The following is a 19295-nucleotide window of genomic DNA, read 5'->3' as shown; positions in this document are numbered from 1 at the left end:
GTCATGCGGCTGGTCTTTGCCGGGACGCCCGAACCCGCGGTGCCCTCGCTCGGGGTGCTTGCGGCGGAGGGGCACGACATCGTCGGCGTCGTCACCCGACCCGATGCTCCTCTCGGGCGCAAGCGCGTGCTGACGCCCTCTCCCGTGGCCGCGGCCGCCGAAAAGCACGGTCTGAGGGTCATCCGTGCCGCACGCCTCGACGACGCGGCAACGGATGCGATCACCGCGCTCGAACCAGAGCTGGGCGTCATCGTCGCGTACGGCGGGCTGGTGCGCGAGCCGCTTCTCAGCGCGCCCACGCACGGCTGGATCAATCTGCACTTCTCGCTGCTGCCGCGCTGGCGCGGTGCGGCACCCGTGCAGCACGCCCTCATCGCGGGCGACGAACTCACCGGCGCGAGCGTCTTTCAGCTCGTGGCCGAACTCGACGCGGGCGATGTGTTCGGCGAGCGCAGCTATCGCGTGCCGCGGGATGCGACGGCCGGAGAGGTCTTGGTAGACCTGGCCGGTCTCGGGGCCGAACTCCTGCGCGATGTCGTCGCCGGCATCGAAAGCGGACGGATGACGGCCGCACCGCAGGTGGGCGAGCCCACGTTCGCCCCCAAACTCACACTGGACGATGGCCGGATTCGCTGGGCCGAGCCCGCCGATCGGGTCCTCGGGCGCATCCATGGCACGACACCCGAGCCGGGGGCCTTCACGACGGTGAACGGGCAGCGTCTGAAGGTGCTCGCGGCGCGTTCCGGAGCGGCACACATCGCGTTGCGTCCGGGCGAAATCGCGGCCGCGGGTCGAGACATCCTCATCGGAACCGGCACGGACGCGATTCATGTCGATCGCGTGCAGCCGGCCGGACGACCGGCCATGGCAGCCGGCGACTGGTGGCGTGGGCTGCGAACCCCCGAACTGAGGGCGGGCGAATGAAGATCCAACCCGCGCGCCGCGTCGCCTACGAAGTCCTGAGTGCCGTTTCGGAGTCGGATGCCTACGCCAACCTGCTGCTGCCCGTCGGAATCGGTCGCGCGGGCCTCGGCCCAGCCGACGCAGGCCTAGCCACCGAGCTGACCTACGGGACGCTGCGGCGCCGCGGATACTACGACGCCGTCATCGAGCTCGCGTCGCGGCGCAAGGTCGCCGCGATCGATGCGCCCGTGCTCGATGCGCTCCGGATGACGGCGCACCAGTTGCTGTCCACCCGAGTCGCTTCCCACGCGGCCGTGCACGAAGGCGTCGAGCTCGTGCGGGTCTACGGCGGCAGCAGTGCGACGGGTTTCGCGAACGGGGTACTGCGTTCGATCGCCCGCGACGATCCCGGAACATGGCGGGAACGCGTGCTGGCCACGGCCCGGAACACGGACGAACGCCTCTCGCTCGAACACGCGCATCCGACGTGGATCGTGCGGGCCTTCCGTCGGGCCCTCGCCGCCGAGGGCCGCAGCGACGAGCTCGAGGACCTCCTCGCGGCGGACAACGCTTCGCCGTCGGTCACCATGGCGGCGCTGACGGGTCTGGCCGATGTGCCTGAGGACGCCGTACGCACGCTGTATTCGCCGCTGGGCTTCCGCGCCGGGGGTGGCGACCCCGAACCTCTCGTGATCGGATCGGGCGGGCGCCTCCGTGTTCAGGACGAGGGCTCCCAGCTCGCGGCGCTGGCACTGACCCGGGCGCGCGACATCCGGGCGGGGGAGCGTTGGCTCGATCTGTGCGCCGGACCCGGCGGTAAGACCGCGGTGCTCGCCGCCGAGGCGCGGGGAGAGGCATCCGTCGACGCCAACGAGGTCTCTCCGGCGCGAGCGGGGCTCGTTCGGCGGGCGCTCGAGGGCATCCCGGCGACCATCGAGGTCAGTGAGGAGGACGGCCGCACGCGCGTCGAGCGGGACACCGGCGGGTACGACCGTGTGCTGGTCGATGCCCCGTGCACGGGCCTGGGGGCGCTCCGGCGTCGCCCCGAGGCTCGTTGGCGGAAGGGACCCGAAGATGTCCCGCAACTCACGACGCTGCAGGGCGAACTTTTCGACGCGGGTGTCCGCGCACTCCGTCCGGGCGGCATCCTCGCGTACGTGACGTGTTCGCCGCACCTCGCCGAGACCGTCGGGGTGACCCGTGAGGGTGCGCGGCGCTGGGAGGGGGAGATCACTCAGCTGGACGCCCGCGCGGTGGTCCGGGGCGTTTCGCGCGCACCGATCGACCTGCCCGAGGCATCCGATGACGCCCTGCACGTTCAGTTCTGGCCGCACCGGCACGGCACCGACGGCATGTTCATCGCGTTGTTCGAGCGCAACGCCTGACTCCCGGCGCCAGCGGAACGGCGACGGGGCTCAGTCGAGGAAGTGCAGCCGCCCCCCGTGCACCTCGAGCTGGCGACGCAACAGCTCCAGCGCGGCGGGGTGAGCGCGCGCGAGTTCGCTGCCGTCGACCAGGATCGTGTCGTCGGTCATGGCGCTGTCGGCAAGGTCGCTCAGCACGCCGATCATCCGTTCCGCGCCGCTGAATGCCAGTTCTCCGCCGAGGTGCACGACGACGCGACCTTCGCTCCGGTCGACGCGGATGCCTGGTGCTGCGATCGCCTCGTGCGGCTCGAAGACATGCATCCCGAACTCGCCCGACATCCGTTCCAGGATCTGGATGCCTCGGACGCTGTTGCCGTGACGATCCAGCCGCGGGCTGAACGTGGCGACCCCGAACTGCGACGGCGCGATCGCGAGCAGCGCTCCGCTGACGCCGCTCTTGGCCGGCAGACCGACGCGCAGCAGCCACTCGCCGGAATAGTCGTACATGCCGCAGCTCGCCATGACCGAGACGACATCGCGGGCGACGTCCTCGCGTACGACACGTTCGCCCGTGACGGGGTTCACGCCGCCGAACGCCAGGGTCGCGCCCATGACGGCGAGGTCCCGCACCGTCACCAGCACGGAACACTGGCGGAAGTATGTCTCGACGACCGTCGGGACATCGCCACGGATGATGTCGTGCGAGCGCGTGAGGTACGCCAGGGCACGATTACGGTGGCCGGTCTCGGACTCGCCGCGGTAGACCTCTTCGTCGACGGCCAGCGTTCGTCCGGCAAAGCGCGAGAGGCCCGCGACGATCGTCGCAGCGCGTGAGAATTCATCACCCTCCCCGAGAAGAGAGGAGGTCACGATGGCGCCCGCATTGACCATGGGGTTAGCAGGACGGCCGGTTCCGGCCTCGAGGCTGATCGCGTTGAACGGCTCGCCGCTCGGTTCGACGCCCACCCGCGCGAGGACGGCGTCCCGACCGAGCTCTTCGAGCGCGAGCGCGAGCACGAACGGCTTCGACACCGACTGGATCGTGAAGGGGACGTCGTCATCGCCGACCGAGGTCACGCGCCCCCTCGGGCCCACGACCGCAAAGGCGAGCCGCTCGGGGTCGGCCGCGGCGAGCGACGGGATGTAGTCGGCGACGCCTCCGGAGTCGCGCCCACGCACGTCGTCCAGCACGGCCTCGAGCATGCGCACAATCGGGTCCACGCCCTGACCCTATCGGCGGGCCGCTCCCGGCCGGGACCCCATTGCTCCGGAGGTCGGCCGCACCCGGCCGCGAACGGACGCAACACGCCGTGCGTCGCGCCCACCTGCGGCGTGTTGCGTCCGTTCGGCCCGGGGGCCGGCGCCCTCGCGCAACGGGCGGCCTCGGCATAATGAGGTGGTGCCCCAGACCGAGCTTCCCTCCGCCCCGCGAATCAACCCGAGCATCCTCGCGGCGGATTTCGTCAACCTGCAGGCCGATCTCGAGCGGATCGCCGCCGCCGACTTCGTCCACGTCGACGTCATGGACAACCACTTCGTCCCGAACCTGACGTTCGGGCCCCAGATGGTCGGCCGGATCCAGGCGACGAGCCCGGTGCCGCTCGATGTGCACCTGATGATCGATGACCCCGATCGCTGGGCCCCCGGGTACGCCGAGCTCGGCGCGGCATCCGTCACCTTCCATCTCGAGGCCGCGACAGACCCGGTCGCGTTGGCGCGCAAGCTCCGCCAGATCGGCGCGCGCGCGGGCGTCGCGGTCAAACCGGATACCCCGGTCGAGGGCCTGTTCGAGGTGCTCGACGAGTTCGACCAGATCCTCGTCATGACCGTCGAGCCCGGCTTCGGCGGCCAGTCGTTCCGCGCCGACACGATGCCCAAGCTGCGACTGCTCTCGGAGGAGGCGCGTCGTCGCGGGTCACAGGTGTGGCTGCAAGTCGATGGCGGGATCTCGGAGTCGACCATCGCGCAGGCCGCCGAGGCGGGAGCCGACACCTTCGTCGCCGGGTCAGCGGTGTTCGGAGCGGAGCGTCCCGATGCCGCGATCGCGTCGCTCCGTGCGGGTGCGGCTCGCCACATGCACTGAGCCGGTACCCTGACAGGGTGAAGACATTCGACGAGCTGTTCGCGGAGCTGACGGTCACGGCCGCCGAGCGACCCGAAGGCTCGGGTACCGTGGCGCAACTCGATCGCGGCGTGCACGCGATCGGCAAGAAGATCGTCGAGGAGGCCGCCGAGGTGTGGATGGCCGCCGAGTACGAGTCCGACGAGGCCACGGCGGAAGAGATCTCGCAGCTGCTCTACCACCTGCAGGTGCTCATGCTGGCGAAGGGTCTGACGACCGGCGACGTCTACCGACATCTCTGATTCGCTCCCGTCCTCCCACCCCCGAACCGAAAGCCCGCATCACCATGTTGCGAATCGCCGTGCCCAACAAGGGCTCGCTCGCCGACACAGCCGCCGACATGCTCGCGGAGGCCGGTTACACCGGCCGCCGCGACCCGAAAGACCTGCACGTCATCGACCCGCAGAACGACGTCGAGTTCTTCTACCTGCGTCCGAAGGACATCGCGACCTACGTGGGTTCCGGCGCCCTCGACGTCGGGATCACGGGTCGTGACCTGCTTCTCGATGCCCGGATGCCGGGGGCTCAGGAAGTCGAATCCCTCGGTTTCGGCGGCTCGACCTTCCGCTTCGCCGGCCCTCCCGGACGCTTCGACTCGGTCAAGGACCTCGAGGGGATGCGGGTCGCGACCGCGTACCCGGGTCTCGTGGACGGGTTCCTCGACGAGCACGGTGTGGCCGTGGACCTCGTACCGCTCGATGGTGCGGTCGAGTCGGCCGTGCGCCTCGGCGTCGCGGATGCGGTGGCCGATGTCGTGTCGACCGGGACGACCCTCCGCCAGGCCGGGCTCGAGATCTTCGGTCCGGTCATCCTCGAGTCGGATGCCGTCCTCATCGCCGGCCCCGACCAGAAGGACGGGACCGAGACGCTGCTGCGGCGCCTCCGCGGCGTCATGGTGGCCCGTCGTTTCGTCCTCGTCGACTACGACCTGCCCGCGGCGCTGCTCGACAGGGCCGCCGCCGTCGCTCCCGGCATCGAATCCCCGACGATCTCGCCGCTGCGAGACCCCGAATGGGTTGCTGTCCGCGTCATGGTTGCTCGTCACGGCGTCAACCGCGTCATGGACGAGCTCTATGCGATCGGTGCCCGCGCCATCCTCGTCACCGCCATCCACGCCGCGAGGTTGTGACGCCGTGGCTCTGGTCTGCCGCGTCATCCCGTGCCTCGACGTCGCGGCGGGGCGCGTCGTCAAGGGCGTGAACTTCGAGAACCTGCGCGACATGGGCGATCCCGTCGAACTCGCGCGGCTCTACTTCGCGCAGGGCGCCGACGAGATCACCTTCCTCGACGTGACCGCGACCGTCGATGAACGCGCGACGACCTACGACGTCGTGCGCCGCACGGCCGAAGAGGTCTTCATTCCGCTGACGGTCGGCGGGGGAGTGCGCACCGCCGAGGATGTTGCACGGCTGCTCGCGGTCGGTGCGGACAAGATCGGGGTCAACTCGGCCGCGATCGCCCGTCCCGCGCTGCTCGACGAGATCGCCGACCGCTTCGGAGCTCAGGTACTCGTCCTCTCGCTCGATGTGAAACGCTCCGCCGCGACCCAGTCCGGATTCGTCGTCACGACCCACGGCGGACGGACCGAGACGACGCTCGACGCGCTCGAGTGGGCACGCGAGGCGATCGAGCGTGGTGCGGGCGAACTGCTCGTCAACTCGATCGACGCCGATGGCACGAAGGAAGGCTTCGACCTCGAACTGGTCGGGCTGATGCGCGAGATCGCGAGCGTGCCCGTGATCGCGTCCGGGGGAGCGGGCTCGGCCGTGGACTTCGCGCCGGCGATCCGCGCCGGGGCCGATGCCGTGCTGGCCGCGAGCGTCTTCCACTCCGGGCAGCTGACCGTGGGGGATGTGAAGGCGGCCATGGCCGCAGACGGGATCGAGGTCCGTACATGAGCGACACACCCGCAGCCGCACCCGATGTCGACGACCGTATCGCTCGTGTCGCGTTCAACGACGACGGACTCGTGGCGGCCATCGTCCAGCAGCACGACACCCTCGAGGTGCTCATGCTCGGATGGATGGATGCCGAAGCGCTCCGCCGCACGCTGACGAGCGGCCGTGTGACGTTCTGGTCCCGCTCGCGGCGCGAGTATTGGCGCAAGGGCGACACCTCGGGGCACATCCAGCTCGTTCGCGGTGCCCGCCTCGACTGCGACGGCGATGCTGTGCTGCTGAGCGTCGAGCAGGTGGGCCCCGCGTGTCACACCGGTACCCGCACGTGCTTCGATGCGGACGACCTGGCACCGGTCGTCGCCGTCGAGGCCGCGTCGGATTCGCCTGTGGGGTCCGGGACGGCCGGCGCGTGACCGTTCGTCGGGCGCGCTTCATCACGGTGCTGCTGCTGCTCGCGACCGGCGCACTGCTGCTCATCGCGTCGACTCAGACGTGGTTCGTCGTCGTGTTGCGCGAGAGCCCGGACACACCGCTCGAGGTCAGCGGATCGGCCGCCATGCCGGTGCTCGCGCCCCTCGCGCTGGCCGCGCTCGCGTTGGCCGCGGCGACCTCCATCGCGGGTCGCTTCATGTCGTACGCCTCCGCGATCCTCGCGGTCCTGCTCGGCGTCGCGCTCGTCGTGCTGCTGTGGGCACCCTCGACGGGTGACACCGCGAACGCCATCGCCCCGACGGTGACCGAGGCGACGGGAATCGCCGGAGCGGATGCCGTCGCCGCTCTGGTCCGACGTGTCGAGACGACGCCGTGGCCCGTCATCGCGCTCGTGCTCTCCGTCGCCCTCCTGCTGATCGGACTCTTCGCCGTCGCCACCGCACACACCTGGCGCCGCACGGGCCGGCGCTACCGGACGGACTCGCCGACCCGAAGCCCCGGCGCGGCGATGCAGGTCAGCGACCCCACAGCGTCCGGAGCGGGTTCACCCTCGACACCCGCCGAGCCGCTCGACGCCATCGATTCGTGGGACGACCTCAGCCACGGATCCGACCCGACGCGCTGATCCCGCACCGTTCGTCGGGCTCAGCACCCCGCGCGCTCCCGATAGACTGGGGTGCGCATTCCACCGAAGGAGCCCTCATGAGCCACGACATCGACGAGCCCGGTCACGGACACTCTCCGGCCGCCTGGACAGCAGTGGTGATCATGCTGGTCGCGGTCACGATCGGCACCGTCGCGTTCGTCATCGACGTTCCCTGGGTCGTCTGGGCCTCGGCCGTTCTCCTGCTCGTCGGCCTGCTCGTCGGCTGGGTGATGAAGCGCGCCGGTTACGGAGTCGGCGGCGCCAAGTCCGCCCCGAAAGCACATTGAGCATGCTCGCCGACCTCACGTCCGGCGCCGTCGAAGATGCGCGCGCTCGTGAGGCCGAGCTTCCCCTCGCCGACCTCGAGCGCAAGGCCCTCGCCGCCGCCCCCGCGATCGATGCTCTCGCGGCCCTCGCTCCGACCGCCGCCGTACGGATCATCGCCGAGGTCAAGCGGGCCAGTCCGTCCCGCGGCGACCTCGCCGACATCCCCGATCCTGCATTACAGGCGAGCCTCTACGAGCAGGGCGGCGCATCGGCGATCAGCGTTCTGACCGAGGGACGCCGCTTCAAGGGAAGCCTCGCCGACCTGGAAGCGGTACGCGGCGCCGTCTCTCTCCCCGTCCTGCGCAAGGACTTCATCGCAACGGCCTATCAGGTTTTCGAAGCACGCGCCGCGGGCGCCGACCTCGTTCTGCTGATCGCCGCCGCACTCGACCAGCCCACCCTCGCGACGCTGCATGAGCTCGTTCGCGAACTGGGCATGACCCCCCTCGTCGAGACGCACGATCTCGACGAGGTCCGCCGCGCAAGCGAGATCGGAGCACGCCTCGTGGGTGTCAACGCACGTGACCTGACGACGTTCGAACTCGACCGCGACCTTTTCGGTCGCCTGGCCGAGCACATCCCCGCCGACGCGATCAAGATCGCGGAATCGGCGGTGCTGCGTCCGGAGGACGTCGCGCACTATCGCAAGGACGGCGCGGATGTCGTGCTCGTCGGCGAGGCGCTCGTGACGGGCGATCCAGTCGCCACCCTCCGCGACTTCCTGGCGGTGCCGGCGTGAGCCTGCGCGCGGCCACGGGGCCGTTCTTCGGCGAGTTCGGCGGGCGTTTCATGCCCGAGTCGCTCATCGCCGCGATCGACGAGCTCACGGCGGTCTACGAATCCGCGATGGCGGATCCGGAGTTCACGCGCGAGTTCCACCGCCTCCTGGCGACCTACGCCGGCCGTCCCTCGATCATCACCGAGGTGCCGCGTTTCGCCGAGCACGCCGGCGGCGCCCGCGTCTTCCTCAAACGTGAAGATCTCAACCACACCGGGTCGCACAAGATCAACAACGTGCTCGGTCAGGCCCTGCTCACGCAGCGTCTCGGCAAGACGCGCGTGATCGCCGAGACCGGCGCCGGTCAGCACGGTGTCGCGACCGCGACCGCCGCAGCGCTGTTCGGTTTCGAGTGCACGATCTACATGGGTGAGGTCGACACCGAGCGCCAGGCCTTGAACGTCGCACGGATGCGTCTGCTCGGTGCCGAGGTCATCCCCGTCACGACAGGCTCGCGCACCCTGAAGGACGCGATCAACGAGGCCTACCGCGACTGGGTCTCGAGCGTCGAGACGACCAACTACATCTTCGGCACGGCAGCGGGTCCGCACCCGTTCCCCGCCATGGTGCGGGACTTCCAGAAGGTCATCGGCGACGAGGCACGCGCCCAGCTGCTCGAAGAGCTCGGGCGTCTGCCCGACGCCGTCATCGCATGCGTCGGCGGCGGTTCGAATGCGATCGGCATGTTCGACGCGTTCCTCGACGACACCGACGTGCGCCTGTACGGCGTCGAGGCGGCCGGTGACGGCGTCGACACTCCGTTCCATGCGGCATCCATCGAACGCGGACGCCCCGGCATCCTGCACGGTGCGAAGACCTTCGTTCTGATGGACGAAGACGGACAGACGACCGAGTCGCACTCGATCTCCGCCGGCCTCGATTACCCGGGCGTCGGTCCCGAGCACGCCTGGCTGTCGGCGATCGGACGCGCGGAGTACATCCCGGCGACGGATGACGAAGCCATGCAGGCTCTGCGCCTGCTGAGCCGGACCGAGGGCATCATTCCCGCCATCGAGTCCGCACACGCCCTCGCGGGGGCGCTGCGGATCGGCCAGGAACTCGGACCCGACGGCATCATCGCCATCTGCCTCTCCGGGCGGGGCGACAAAGACATGGACACGGCGGCGCGTTACTTCGAGCTGTACGACGCGGATGCGGTGGCCCCGGTTATCCCGGAAGACGTCATCGGTCCCGATGAGGCCGCCTCGGGCGAGGGAATCCAGCTGTGACCTCGCGCGTCGAAGAGGCGATCTCGCGCGCCCACGCCGAGGGCCGCGGGGTGCTCATCGGATACCTGCCGGTCGGCTTCCCCGACATCGAGACGAGTATCGAGGCGGCGGTAGCGCTGGCCGAGAACGGTGTCGACATCATCGAGCTCGGCCCGCCCTACAGCGATCCGGTCATGGACGGGGTCGTCATCCAGGAGGCGACCCAGGCGGCCCTGGCGGCCGGATTCCGCTTGAAGGATCTGTTCCCGGCAATCCGTGCGATCACCGAGCGCATCGACATCCCGGTGCTCGTCATGTCGTACTGGAACCCGATCTGGCAGTACGGCGTCGATCGATATGCCGACGACCTGCTCGCCGCAGGCGGGGCGGGCATCATCACGCCGGACATCACGCCGGAAGCCGCGGGGGAGTGGATTGCCGCGAGCACCCGCACGGGCCTTGACCGCATCTTCCTCGCTGCACCGACCTCGACCGACGAGCGCCTCAGTCTCGTGGTCGCGAACTCGACGGGGTTCGTCTACACGGTCTCGACGATGGGCATCACGGGCGAGCGCACCGAATTGGATGCCGCTGCTCGGACGCTGGTCGCGCGCCTGCGCGAACACGGAGCGAAGCACGCGTGCGTCGGCATCGGGATCTCGACGCCGGATCAGGTCACAGGCGTCATCGAGTACGCGGACGGCGCGATCGTCGGTACGGCGCTCGTGCGCGCGCTGCGCGACGGCGGCGTGGAGGGCCTGCGAGAGGTCGTCCGCGCCCTCTCCGCGGGTACGCCGCGCCCCCAGACCGCGTAGGCGAACACCGACACAGGCGAACGCACGAGAACAGGCTGATGCAGCGGGTTTCTGCCCGTGCTGGTGCGTTCGCCTGTCCTCGTGCGCCCCGCGGGACCCGGCTCGACTCGGGTGCGTCGCCTCGCTGATCTAGACTTCCGCTCATGCCTTCTTTCGCCCTGAGCGTGCACGCGAGTGTCTTCGCGAGCATCCCGAGCCCGTCGATCAGCTTCATTCAGCTCGGCCCTCTGCGGATCTACTTCTACGCGCTGTGCATCATCGCCGGCATCATCGTGGCCGCGATCATGACCAACCACCGCCTCACGAAGCGAGGCGCCGAGCCGTGGGTCGTGCTCGACGTGACGCTCCCGGCCGTGGTGCTCGGCATCATCGTCGCGCGGATCTATCACGTGCTCACGCATCCCGGGTTCTATTTCGGCGAAGGTACCGACCCCCTAGCCGTGTTCTACATCTGGGAGGGCGGCATCGCGATCTACGGTGCCCTGATCGGTGGCGCGATCGGTGCGTGGCTGGGTTGCCGCTGGAGCGGGATTCGATTCTGGACCTACGCGGATGCCCTGGCCCCGGGTCTGCTGCTCGCCCAGGCGATGGGTCGGTTCGGCAACTGGTTCAACAGTGAGCTGTTCGGTCTACCGACCGACGTTCCGTGGGGACTGGAGATCGATCCCGACAACGCGGCCTTCCCCCCGGGCCTCGCGCCCGACACGCTCTTCCATCCCACCTTCCTCTACGAAGTGATCTGGAACGTCGCGGGGGTCTTCGTCCTTCTCTGGGTGGGGCGTAAGTTCCAGCTGCAGTGGGGCCGCCTCTTCGGTCTGTACCTGATCTGGTACAGCGCGGGCCGCATCGTCTGGGAGTCCATCCGCATCGATCCCAGTGAGATCATCCTGGGCCTGCGCACCAACGTCTGGGCGGCTATCTTCGGTGTGATCGTCGGCATCGCGATCATGGTCATCCAGAAGCGCCGCCACACCGGCAAGGAGCCGAGCCCGTACATGCCCGGGCGCGGCCCTGCCGCAGCGGAGCCGGGCGAAGCCGCTGGGGTACAATCGCAGGACACCACTGAGTTCGTGGACGTGAGCGAGCCGCCCGCGAACGAACCTGGCGGGGCAACGGCCACAAGCACAGTCGCCACAAAGTAACCGCCACGAAGTATTACTTCCGGGCCGACGTCGTCCCATGAGATCCACCAGTGAGGACGGTTGACATGGCCGTGAGCCCGAACTACGGCGACAACGCTTCATTCCCCGCAAAGCAGGGGATGTACAACCCGGCATTCGAGAAGGATGCCTGTGGTCTGGCGATGGTTGCCACGCTCCGAGGCACGCCCGGGCACGACATCGTCGCGCAGGCGCTGACGGCGCTTCGAAACCTCGAGCACCGCGGGGCCATCGGCTCCGATGCGGGTACCGGCGACGGTGCCGGCATCCTGACGCAGATCCCCGACGAATTCCTCCGCGCGGTCGTCGAGTTCGACCTGCCGCCCATGGGCGAGTACGCCGTCGGGATGGCTTTCCTGCCCCTCGACGAGGACGAGCGGACGAAGCTCAAGGACGGCATCGCCGAGATCGCGGCAAGCGAGAACCTCGTCGTGCTGGGCTGGCGCGAGGTTCCCACCGACGAGCAGCACCTCGGCAAGCTCGCCCACGCTGCGCGCCCGGCGTTCGAGCAGCTCTTCCTCTCGCGTCCGGCCGTGGGCAGTGCCCCGGCTCTCTCCGGCATCGATCTGGACCGCCGCGTGTACCGCCTGCGCAAGCGCGCCCGTCACGAGCTCGGCGCGTACTTCGTCTCGCTCTCGGCGCGCACGCTCGGCTACAAGGGCATGGTCACCACGCTCCAGCTCGAGCCGTTCTATCCCGACCTGCAGGACGAGCGCTTCGCGTCCGAGCTCGCCGTCGTGCACTCCCGCTACTCCACGAACACGTTCCCCTCGTGGCCGCTCGCGCAGCCGCTGCGCATGCTTGCGCACAACGGCGAGATCAACACCGTGAACGGCAACCGCAACTGGATGCGTGCCCGCCAGTCGCAGCTCGAGTCCGAGTTGCTCGGCGACATCAAACCGCTGCTGCCGATCTGCACGGTCGGCGCATCCGACTCCGCGTCCTTCGACGAGGTGCTCGAGCTGCTCACCCTCACCGGCCGCAGTCTGCCCCACGCGGTCATGATGATGGTGCCCGAGGCCTACGAGAAGCAGGCCGACATCGACCCGAAGCTGCGGGCGTTCTACGACTACCACTCCATGCAGATGGAGCCGTGGGATGGTCCGGCAGCCCTGATCTTCACCGACGGCACGCTCGTCGGGGCCACGCTCGACCGCAACGGGCTGCGTCCGGGACGCTGGACCGAGACGACCGACGGCCTCATCGTCATCGGCAGCGAAACCGGCGTGCTCGACTTCGAGCCGGAGCGCATCAAGCGCCGTGGGCGTCTGCGTCCCGGCCGCATGTTCCTCGTCGACACGGCCGCGGGCCGGATCATCGAAGAAGAAGAGGTCAAGGAGCAGCTCGCCGAGCTCCACCCGTGGCAGGAATGGCTCGACCGCGGCACCGTGCGTCTGTCCGACCTTCCCGAGCGCGAACACATCGTGCATCCGATCGCCTCGATCACTCGTCGTCAGCGCACCTTCGGGTACACCGAAGAAGAGGTGCGGATCCTTCTCACGCCCATGGGTCAGAACGGCACCGAGCCACTCGGCGCGATGGGATCCGATACCCCCATCGCCGTGCTGAGCGAGCGTCCACGCCTGCTCTTCGACTACTTCGTGCAGCAATTCGCACAGGTGACGAACCCGCCGCTGGACTCCATCCGCGAAGAAGTCGTGACGAGTCTGCGCATCGGCCTCGGCCCCGAGCCGAACCTCCTGACGTGGGGACCGGACCACGCGCGCACGGTCACGCTCGACTTCCCGGTGATCGACAACGACGAACTGGCGAAGATCCAGCACGTCGACACCGCACTGCCCGGGCGCTCGTCCGTCACGATCCGCGGCCTCTACCGGGTCGAGGCCGGACGCAAGGGCCTCGAGAAGCGCATCACGCAGATGTGCACCGAGGTCGACCAGGCGATCGAGGACGGCGCGGAGTTCATCGTGCTGTCCGACCGCGACTCCAACAAGGACCTCGCGCCGATCCCATCGCTGCTCATGGTCGCCGCGATCCACCACCACCTCATCCGCAAAGAGACGCGCATGAAGGTCGGCCTGGTGGTCGAGGCCGGCGATGTGCGCGAGGTTCACCACGTCGCGACGCTGATCGGGTACGGCGCATCCGCCGTCAACCCGTACCTGGCGATGGAGACCGTGGAGTACCTGGTTCGCGCCGGGTTCATCTCGAACATCACACCCGAGAAGGCCGTCAAGAACCTGATCTACGCCCTCGGCAAGGGTGTTCTCAAGATCATGTCCAAGATGGGCATCTCGACCGTCTCGTCGTATGCCGGCGCGCAGGTCTTCGAGGCCGTCGGACTCTCGCAGTCCTTCGTCGACGCCTATTTCACGGGCACCGAGACGAAGCTCGGCGGTGTCGGCATCGATGTCATCGCGACGGAGAACGCTTCCCGTCACGCGTACGCGTACCCCGAGGACGCCGCGGTGCACGCGCACGAGCGCCTCTGGACGGGTGGGGAGTACCAGTGGAGGCGGGATGGCTCACCGCACCTCTTCAACCCCGACACCGTCTTCAAGTTGCAGCACGCGACCCGTTCGCGCCGCTACGACCTGTTCCGCGAGTACACCAAGCTGGTCGACGACCAGGCTTTGGAGCTGAAGACGCTGCGCGGCATGTTCCGTCTGCGCAAGGGCGTGCGTCCCGCCGTGCCGATCGACGAGGTGGAGCCCATCTCTTCGATCATGAAGCGCTTCCAGACCGGCGCGATGAGCTACGGCTCGATCTCCAAAGAGGCGCACGAGACGCTTGCGATCGCGATGAACCGGATCGGTGGACGATCGAACACGGGGGAGGGCGGCGAAGACCTCGACCGCCTGCTCGACCCCGAGCGGCGCAGTGCGATCAAGCAGGTCGCGTCGGGCCGCTTCGGCGTGACGAGCATGTACCTCACGCACGCCGAAGACATCCAGATCAAGCTCGCGCAGGGCGCCAAGCCCGGCGAGGGCGGTCAGCTGCCGCCGACGAAGGTGTACCCGTGGATCGCGCGCACACGCCACGCGACCGCGGGTGTCGGCCTGATCTCGCCACCTCCGCACCACGACATCTATTCGATCGAAGACCTGAAGCAGTTGATCTTCGACCTCAAGCGCGCGAACCCGAAGGCGCGCATCCACACCAAGCTCGTCAGCCAGTCGGGCATCGGGGCGGTCGCTGCGGGTGTCGCGAAGGCGCTGTCCGATGTGATCCTCGTATCCGGTCACGACGGGGGAACGGGCGCCAGCCCGCTCAACTCGCTCAAGCACGCCGGAACGCCGTGGGAGCTCGGGCTGGCGGAGACGCAGCAGACGCTGATGCTCAACGGCATGCGCGACCGCGTCGTCGTTCAGGTCGACGGACAGCTCAAGACCGGGCGCGACGTCATCATCGGCGCGCTTCTCGGCGCGGAGGAATTCGGCTTCGCGACGGCTGCCCTGGTGGTCGAGGGTTGCGTCATGATGCGCGTCTGCCACCTCGACACCTGTCCCGTCGGGGTGGCGACGCAGAACCCCGTCCTGCGCGCGCGATTCACGGGCAAGCCGGAGTTCGTCGTGAACTTCATGGAGTTCATCGCCGAGGAGGTCCGCGAGATCCTGGCCGAACTCGGCTTCCGCTCCATCGACGAGGCCGTCGGACACCACGAGTTGCTGGATGTCGACGGCGCCGTGGAGCACTGGAAGGCGAGCGGGCTGGACCTGTCGCCGATCCTGGTGGGCCCGCCGTTCGCGGAGGACGAGCCGCGCCGCAACGCGCGCGAGCAGGAGCACGAGCTCGACGAGCACTTCGATGTGCAGCTGATCGAGCGCGCGCAGGATGTCATCGCGCACGGCGGTCAGGTCGAGATCGACCTGCCGATCCGCAACACGGCGCGCGCCGTAGGCACGATGCTCGGCAACCGCGTGACGCTGGCGCACGGCGAGAACGGACTGCCGTCCGGCTCGATCGTGGTGAACCTGCGTGGCTCGGCGGGCCAGTCCTTCGGCGCCTTCATGCCCGCGGGCATCACGCTGCGTCTCGAGGGCGACTCGAACGACTATGTCGGCAAGGGCCTCTCGGGTGGGCAGATCGTCATCCGTCCGCCTCGCGGCGCCTCGTTCGACGCATCGCAGAACGTGATCGCCGGCAACGTGATCGGATACGGCGCGACGCAGGGCAGCATGTTCCTGCGTGGCGTCGTGGGAGAGCGCTTCTTCGTCCGTAACTCGGGCGCGACCGCCGTCGTCGAGGGCGTGGGCGACCACGCGCTCGAATACATGACGGGCGGTCTCGCGGTGATCCTCGGGGCGACGGGACGCAACCTCGGAGCCGGGATGTCGGGCGGTACCGCCTACGTCTACGACCTCGACCGCACCCTCGTGAACCGCGAGGCGCTCGCATCCGGCGAGCTCGAATTGCTCGAGCTGGGTTCGGGCGATGTCGAGATCCTGCGCGACCTGCTGAAGCTGCATGTCGCCGAGACGGATTCGTCCCTCGCGGCCGACCTGCTCGAAAACTTCGACGACGCCGGCACGCGCTTCACGCGGGTTCTTCCGCGCGACTACGCGGCGGTGCTCGAGACCCGTCAGGCGGCGGTTGCGGAGGGGCTCGACCCCGACGGCGACGTCGTCTGGACTCGCATCCTGGAGGTGACCGGTGGCTGACCCGAAGGGTTTCCTGAAAGTCACGGAGCGCGAACTCGCGCCCCGTCGTCCCGTACCCGTGCGCATCATGGACTGGAAAGAGGTGTACGAGCCGGGAGACAAGGCCGTACTGCGTCGCCAGGCCGGCCGCTGCATGGATTGCGGCATCCCGTTCTGTCACAAGGGATGCCCGCTCGGCAACCTGATCCCCGAGTGGAACGACCTGCTCTGGCGGGGTGAGGGACGCGACGCGATCGAGCGGCTGCACGCGACCAACAACTTCCCCGAGTTCACGGGTCGCCTGTGCCCCGCGCCGTGTGAGAGCGCATGCGTGCTGGGCATCAACCAACCCGCGGTGACGATCAAGCAGGTCGAGGTCGGCATCATCGATCAGGCGTTCTCGAACGGATGGGTCGAGCCCGAGCCCCCCGGACGCCTGACCGGCAAGACGGTCGCTGTCGTGGGTTCCGGCCCCGCGGGCCTCGCGGCCGCTCAGCAGCTCACGCGCGCCGGACACACGGTCGCCGTGTACGAGCGGGATGATCGCATCGGCGGTCTGCTGCGCTACGGCATCCCGGACTTCAAGATGGAGAAGCGCCACATCGAGATGCGCCTCCGTCAGATGCAGGACGAGGGCACCCGTTTCCGTGCCGGCGTCGAGATCGGCGTCGACATCTCGTGGAACGATCTGCGCGCGCGCTACGACGCCGTCGTGGTCGCGACCGGCTCGACCGTGCCGCGAGACCTGGCGATCCCCGGTCGTGATCACGCGGGAATCCACTTCGCGATGGAGTACTTGATCGAGTCCAATCGGGTCGTCGCAGGCGACGCCGTGCCGCACCAGATCTCGGCCGAGGGCAAGCACGTCATCGTCATCGGCGGCGGCGACACCGGCGCCGACTGCATCGGCACGGCGCACCGGCAGGGAGCGCTCAGCGTCACGAACCTCGCGATCGGCATCCAGCCGCCCACGGCTCGCACCGAGCACCAACCGTGGCCGATGGCTCCCACGCTCTTCGAGATCTCGTCGGCCCACGAAGAGGGCGGTGAGCGCATGTATCTCGCGTCGACCGTCGAGTTCCTCTCGAACGACGCCGGCGAGGTGCGGGCGCTCCGGGTCGCGGAGACCGAGTACGTGGACGGACGTCGCGTGCCCAAGAGCGGCACGGAGCGCGAGATCCCCGCGGACTTGGTTCTGATCGCCCTCGGCTTCACCGGCCCCGAGCAGAACGAGCTCGCGGACCAGCTGGGCGCGCGCTTCACCAACCGGGGCAACGTCGAACGCGACGGGGACTATCAGACCACCGCTCCGGGCGTCTTCGTCGCCGGCGACGCCGGTCGTGGCCAGTCCCTGATCGTGTGGGCCATCGCGGAGGGCCGTGCCGCAGCCGCTCGTGTGGACGCCTACCTGATGGGGTCAACCGAACTGCCATTCCCCGTGCATCCCACCGACATCGCGATCGGACTGCAGCCCGCGTAGGCTGACCCCCGGACTGTGTTACCGGTCCCATCTAGACCAAACCCCGAACCCCACCGGAGCATCACACGATGAGACGTGCCAAGATCGTCGCCACCCTCGGCCCCGCAACCTCGACCTATGAGTCGGTGCGAGCGATCATCGACGCGGGGGTGGACGTCGCCCGCATGAACCTCAGCCACGGCGACTACACCGTGCACGAGACCAACTTCGCGAACGTGCGTAAGGCGGCAGAGGACGCGGGACGCCCGGTGGCGATCCTGGTCGACCTGCAGGGCCCGAAGATCCGGCTCGGAAAGTTCGCCGACGGCCCCCACGACCTCGCGGTGGGCGACATCTTCAAGATCACGATCGAAGACATCCCCGGCACCAAAGAGATCGTCTCGACGACCTTCAAGGGCCTGCCCCAGGACGTGAATCCCGGAGACTTCCTGCTGATCGACGACGGCAAGGTCAAGGTCGAGGTCGTCGAGAAGACCGACACGGTCGTCACGACCAAGGTCATCGTTGCGGGCCCCGTGTCGAACAACAAGGGCATCAACCTGCCCGGCGTTGCCGTGAATGTCCCCGCCCTGTCCGAAAAGGACGAGGCGGACCTGCGTTGGGGCCTGCGCATCGGCGCCGACCTGATCGCCCTGTCGTTCGTCCGTGACGCGAAGGATGTCCAGCGCGCGCACGTCATCATGGCCGAAGAGGGACGCCACGTTCCGATCATCGCCAAGATCGAGAAGCCGCAGGCCGTCGATCACCTCGAAGAGATCGTCGACGCGTTCGACGGCATCATGGTCGCCCGTGGTGACCTCGGTGTCGAGCTGCCCCTGGAGGCGGTGCCGATCGTTCAGAAGCGCGCTGTCGAGATCGCTCGCCGCATGGCCAAGCCGGTTATCGTCGCGACGCAGATGCTCGAGTCGATGATCAACAGCCCGGTGCCGACCCGCGCCGAGACTTCCGATGTCGCCAATGCCGTCCTCGACGGTGCCGACGCGGTCATGCTGTCGGGCGAGACGAGCGTGGGGGAGTACCCCGTCGTCGTCGTCGAGACGATGGCACGTATCGTCGCGTCGACCGAAGAGCACGGTCTGGACCGCATCGCCAAGCTCACGAACAAGCCGCGCACGCAGGGTGGCGCGATCACCCTCGCGGCCATCGAGGTCGCCGACTTCGTCGAGGCCAAGTACCTCTGCATCTTCACGGAATCGGGCGACTCGGCGCGTCGTATGTCGCGTCTGCGTCCGAACATCCCCATGCTCGCGTTCACGCCTGAGCCGGCCATCCGGCGCCGTATGGCGCTGACCTGGGGCATCCAGTCGACCCTGGTCGAGCACGTCGCCCACACGGACCGCATGTTCATCCAGGTCGACGACTACCTGCTCTCGAACGACCTGGCATCCGTCGGAGACAAGGTCGTGGTGATCTCGGGATCCCCTCCCGGGATCGTCGGCTCGACCAACGACATCCGTGTCCACAAGGTCGGAGACGCCGTCCACGGCGCCGCGCCGATCTACCAGACGCGCGAGTAGGCCCGAACAGCCGGAAGGGCGCCCCTCGGGGCGCCCTTCCG

General features: G+C 68.5%; 17 protein-coding genes. 16 read left to right on the top strand and 1 reads right to left on the bottom strand.

The annotated features are described in order from the left end of the window. Positions 1 to 3: 3 nt before the first annotated feature. Together fmt and ACIQ0W_RS02885 are read left to right on the top strand one after the other, a co-directional pair. Complete coding sequence (fmt, locus tag ACIQ0W_RS02890; protein WP_396641358.1) at positions 4 to 924, top strand: methionyl-tRNA formyltransferase; 921 nt, start codon at positions 4 to 6, stop codon at positions 922 to 924. After that, complete coding sequence (locus ACIQ0W_RS02885) at positions 921 to 2288, top strand: RsmB/NOP family class I SAM-dependent RNA methyltransferase (RefSeq protein ID WP_396641357.1); 1368 nt, start codon at positions 921 to 923, stop codon at positions 2286 to 2288. Before fmt ends, ACIQ0W_RS02885 begins: the two co-directional genes overlap by 4 nt. 30 nt (positions 2289 to 2318) lie before the next feature. Here the strand turns inward: ACIQ0W_RS02885 and glsA are convergent, their stop codons facing one another. Next, positions 2319 to 3491, bottom strand: a complete 1173-nt coding sequence (gene glsA, locus ACIQ0W_RS02880) for a glutaminase A (RefSeq protein WP_396641356.1) — start codon at positions 3489 to 3491, stop codon at positions 2319 to 2321. A gap of 178 nt (positions 3492 to 3669) precedes the next feature. Here glsA and rpe point away from each other — a divergent pair, with 178 nt between their 5' ends. The 14 genes from rpe (at position 3670) to pyk (ending at position 19254) form a co-directional block, all read left to right on the top strand. Next, positions 3670 to 4353 (top strand): ribulose-phosphate 3-epimerase, encoded by a 684-nt coding sequence (gene rpe, locus ACIQ0W_RS02875; protein WP_396641355.1) that lies wholly within the window; start codon positions 3670 to 3672, stop codon positions 4351 to 4353. Between the two features lie 17 nt (positions 4354 to 4370). Continuing rightward, positions 4371 to 4634 carry a phosphoribosyl-ATP diphosphatase gene (locus ACIQ0W_RS02870; RefSeq protein WP_036296246.1) on the top strand — a complete coding sequence of 88 codons (264 nt, stop codon included), beginning with the start codon at positions 4371 to 4373 and terminating at the stop codon, positions 4632 to 4634. A 44-nt stretch (positions 4635 to 4678) separates the two neighbouring features. Continuing rightward, complete coding sequence (hisG, locus tag ACIQ0W_RS02865) at positions 4679 to 5521, top strand: ATP phosphoribosyltransferase (protein WP_396641354.1); 843 nt, start codon at positions 4679 to 4681, stop codon at positions 5519 to 5521. A gap of 4 nt (positions 5522 to 5525) precedes the next feature. Then, positions 5526 to 6290 carry an imidazole glycerol phosphate synthase subunit HisF gene (hisF, locus tag ACIQ0W_RS02860; RefSeq protein ID WP_396641353.1) on the top strand — a complete coding sequence of 255 codons (765 nt, stop codon included), beginning with the start codon at positions 5526 to 5528 and terminating at the stop codon, positions 6288 to 6290. After that, positions 6287 to 6703, top strand: a complete 417-nt coding sequence (gene hisI, locus ACIQ0W_RS02855; protein ID WP_396641352.1) for a phosphoribosyl-AMP cyclohydrolase — start codon at positions 6287 to 6289, stop codon at positions 6701 to 6703. The genes hisF and hisI overlap by 4 nt, the downstream gene beginning before the upstream one ends. Next, on the top strand, positions 6700 to 7347 hold the full coding sequence (locus ACIQ0W_RS02850) for a Trp biosynthesis-associated membrane protein (RefSeq protein ID WP_396641351.1): 648 nt from the start codon (positions 6700 to 6702) through the stop codon (positions 7345 to 7347). The genes hisI and ACIQ0W_RS02850 overlap by 4 nt, the downstream gene beginning before the upstream one ends. Positions 7348 to 7424: 77 nt before the next feature. Beyond that, a complete protein-coding gene (locus tag ACIQ0W_RS02845) occupies positions 7425 to 7655 on the top strand; it encodes a DUF6704 family protein (RefSeq protein WP_036296238.1) in 231 nt (76 codons plus the stop codon). Between the two features lie 2 nt (positions 7656 to 7657). After that, on the top strand, positions 7658 to 8434 hold the full coding sequence (gene trpC / locus ACIQ0W_RS02840; RefSeq protein WP_396641350.1) for an indole-3-glycerol phosphate synthase TrpC: 777 nt from the start codon (positions 7658 to 7660) through the stop codon (positions 8432 to 8434). Further along, positions 8431 to 9702: a tryptophan synthase subunit beta gene (trpB, locus tag ACIQ0W_RS02835; protein WP_396641349.1), complete on the top strand. Its 1272-nt coding sequence runs from the start codon at positions 8431 to 8433 to the stop codon at positions 9700 to 9702. The genes trpC and trpB overlap by 4 nt, the downstream gene beginning before the upstream one ends. Next, positions 9699 to 10496 carry a tryptophan synthase subunit alpha gene (trpA, locus tag ACIQ0W_RS02830; RefSeq protein WP_396641348.1) on the top strand — a complete coding sequence of 266 codons (798 nt, stop codon included), beginning with the start codon at positions 9699 to 9701 and terminating at the stop codon, positions 10494 to 10496. Before trpB ends, trpA begins: the two co-directional genes overlap by 4 nt. Positions 10497 to 10639: 143 nt before the next feature. Continuing rightward, positions 10640 to 11638: a prolipoprotein diacylglyceryl transferase gene (gene lgt, locus ACIQ0W_RS02825; protein ID WP_304686926.1), complete on the top strand. Its 999-nt coding sequence runs from the start codon at positions 10640 to 10642 to the stop codon at positions 11636 to 11638. A 65-nt stretch (positions 11639 to 11703) separates the two neighbouring features. Further along, positions 11704 to 16278, top strand: a complete 4575-nt coding sequence (gene gltB, locus ACIQ0W_RS02820) for a glutamate synthase large subunit (RefSeq protein ID WP_396641347.1) — start codon at positions 11704 to 11706, stop codon at positions 16276 to 16278. Then, complete coding sequence (locus ACIQ0W_RS02815) at positions 16271 to 17737, top strand: glutamate synthase subunit beta (RefSeq protein WP_396641346.1); 1467 nt, start codon at positions 16271 to 16273, stop codon at positions 17735 to 17737. The genes gltB and ACIQ0W_RS02815 overlap by 8 nt, the downstream gene beginning before the upstream one ends. A gap of 68 nt (positions 17738 to 17805) precedes the next feature. Beyond that, the gene (pyk, locus tag ACIQ0W_RS02810; protein WP_304689657.1) at positions 17806 to 19254 is read left to right on the top strand and encodes a pyruvate kinase; all 1449 of its coding nucleotides are present in this window, start codon (positions 17806 to 17808) and stop codon (positions 19252 to 19254) included. Positions 19255 to 19295: the final 41 nt, after the last annotated feature.

Origin of the sequence: Microbacterium sp. (genome assembly GCF_044340635.1) — a bacterium.
Taxonomy (GTDB): domain Bacteria; phylum Actinomycetota; class Actinomycetes; order Actinomycetales; family Microbacteriaceae; genus Microbacterium.
The sequence above is the reverse complement of the archived record's forward strand: the minus strand, read 5'-3'. Positions and strand labels throughout refer to the sequence as shown.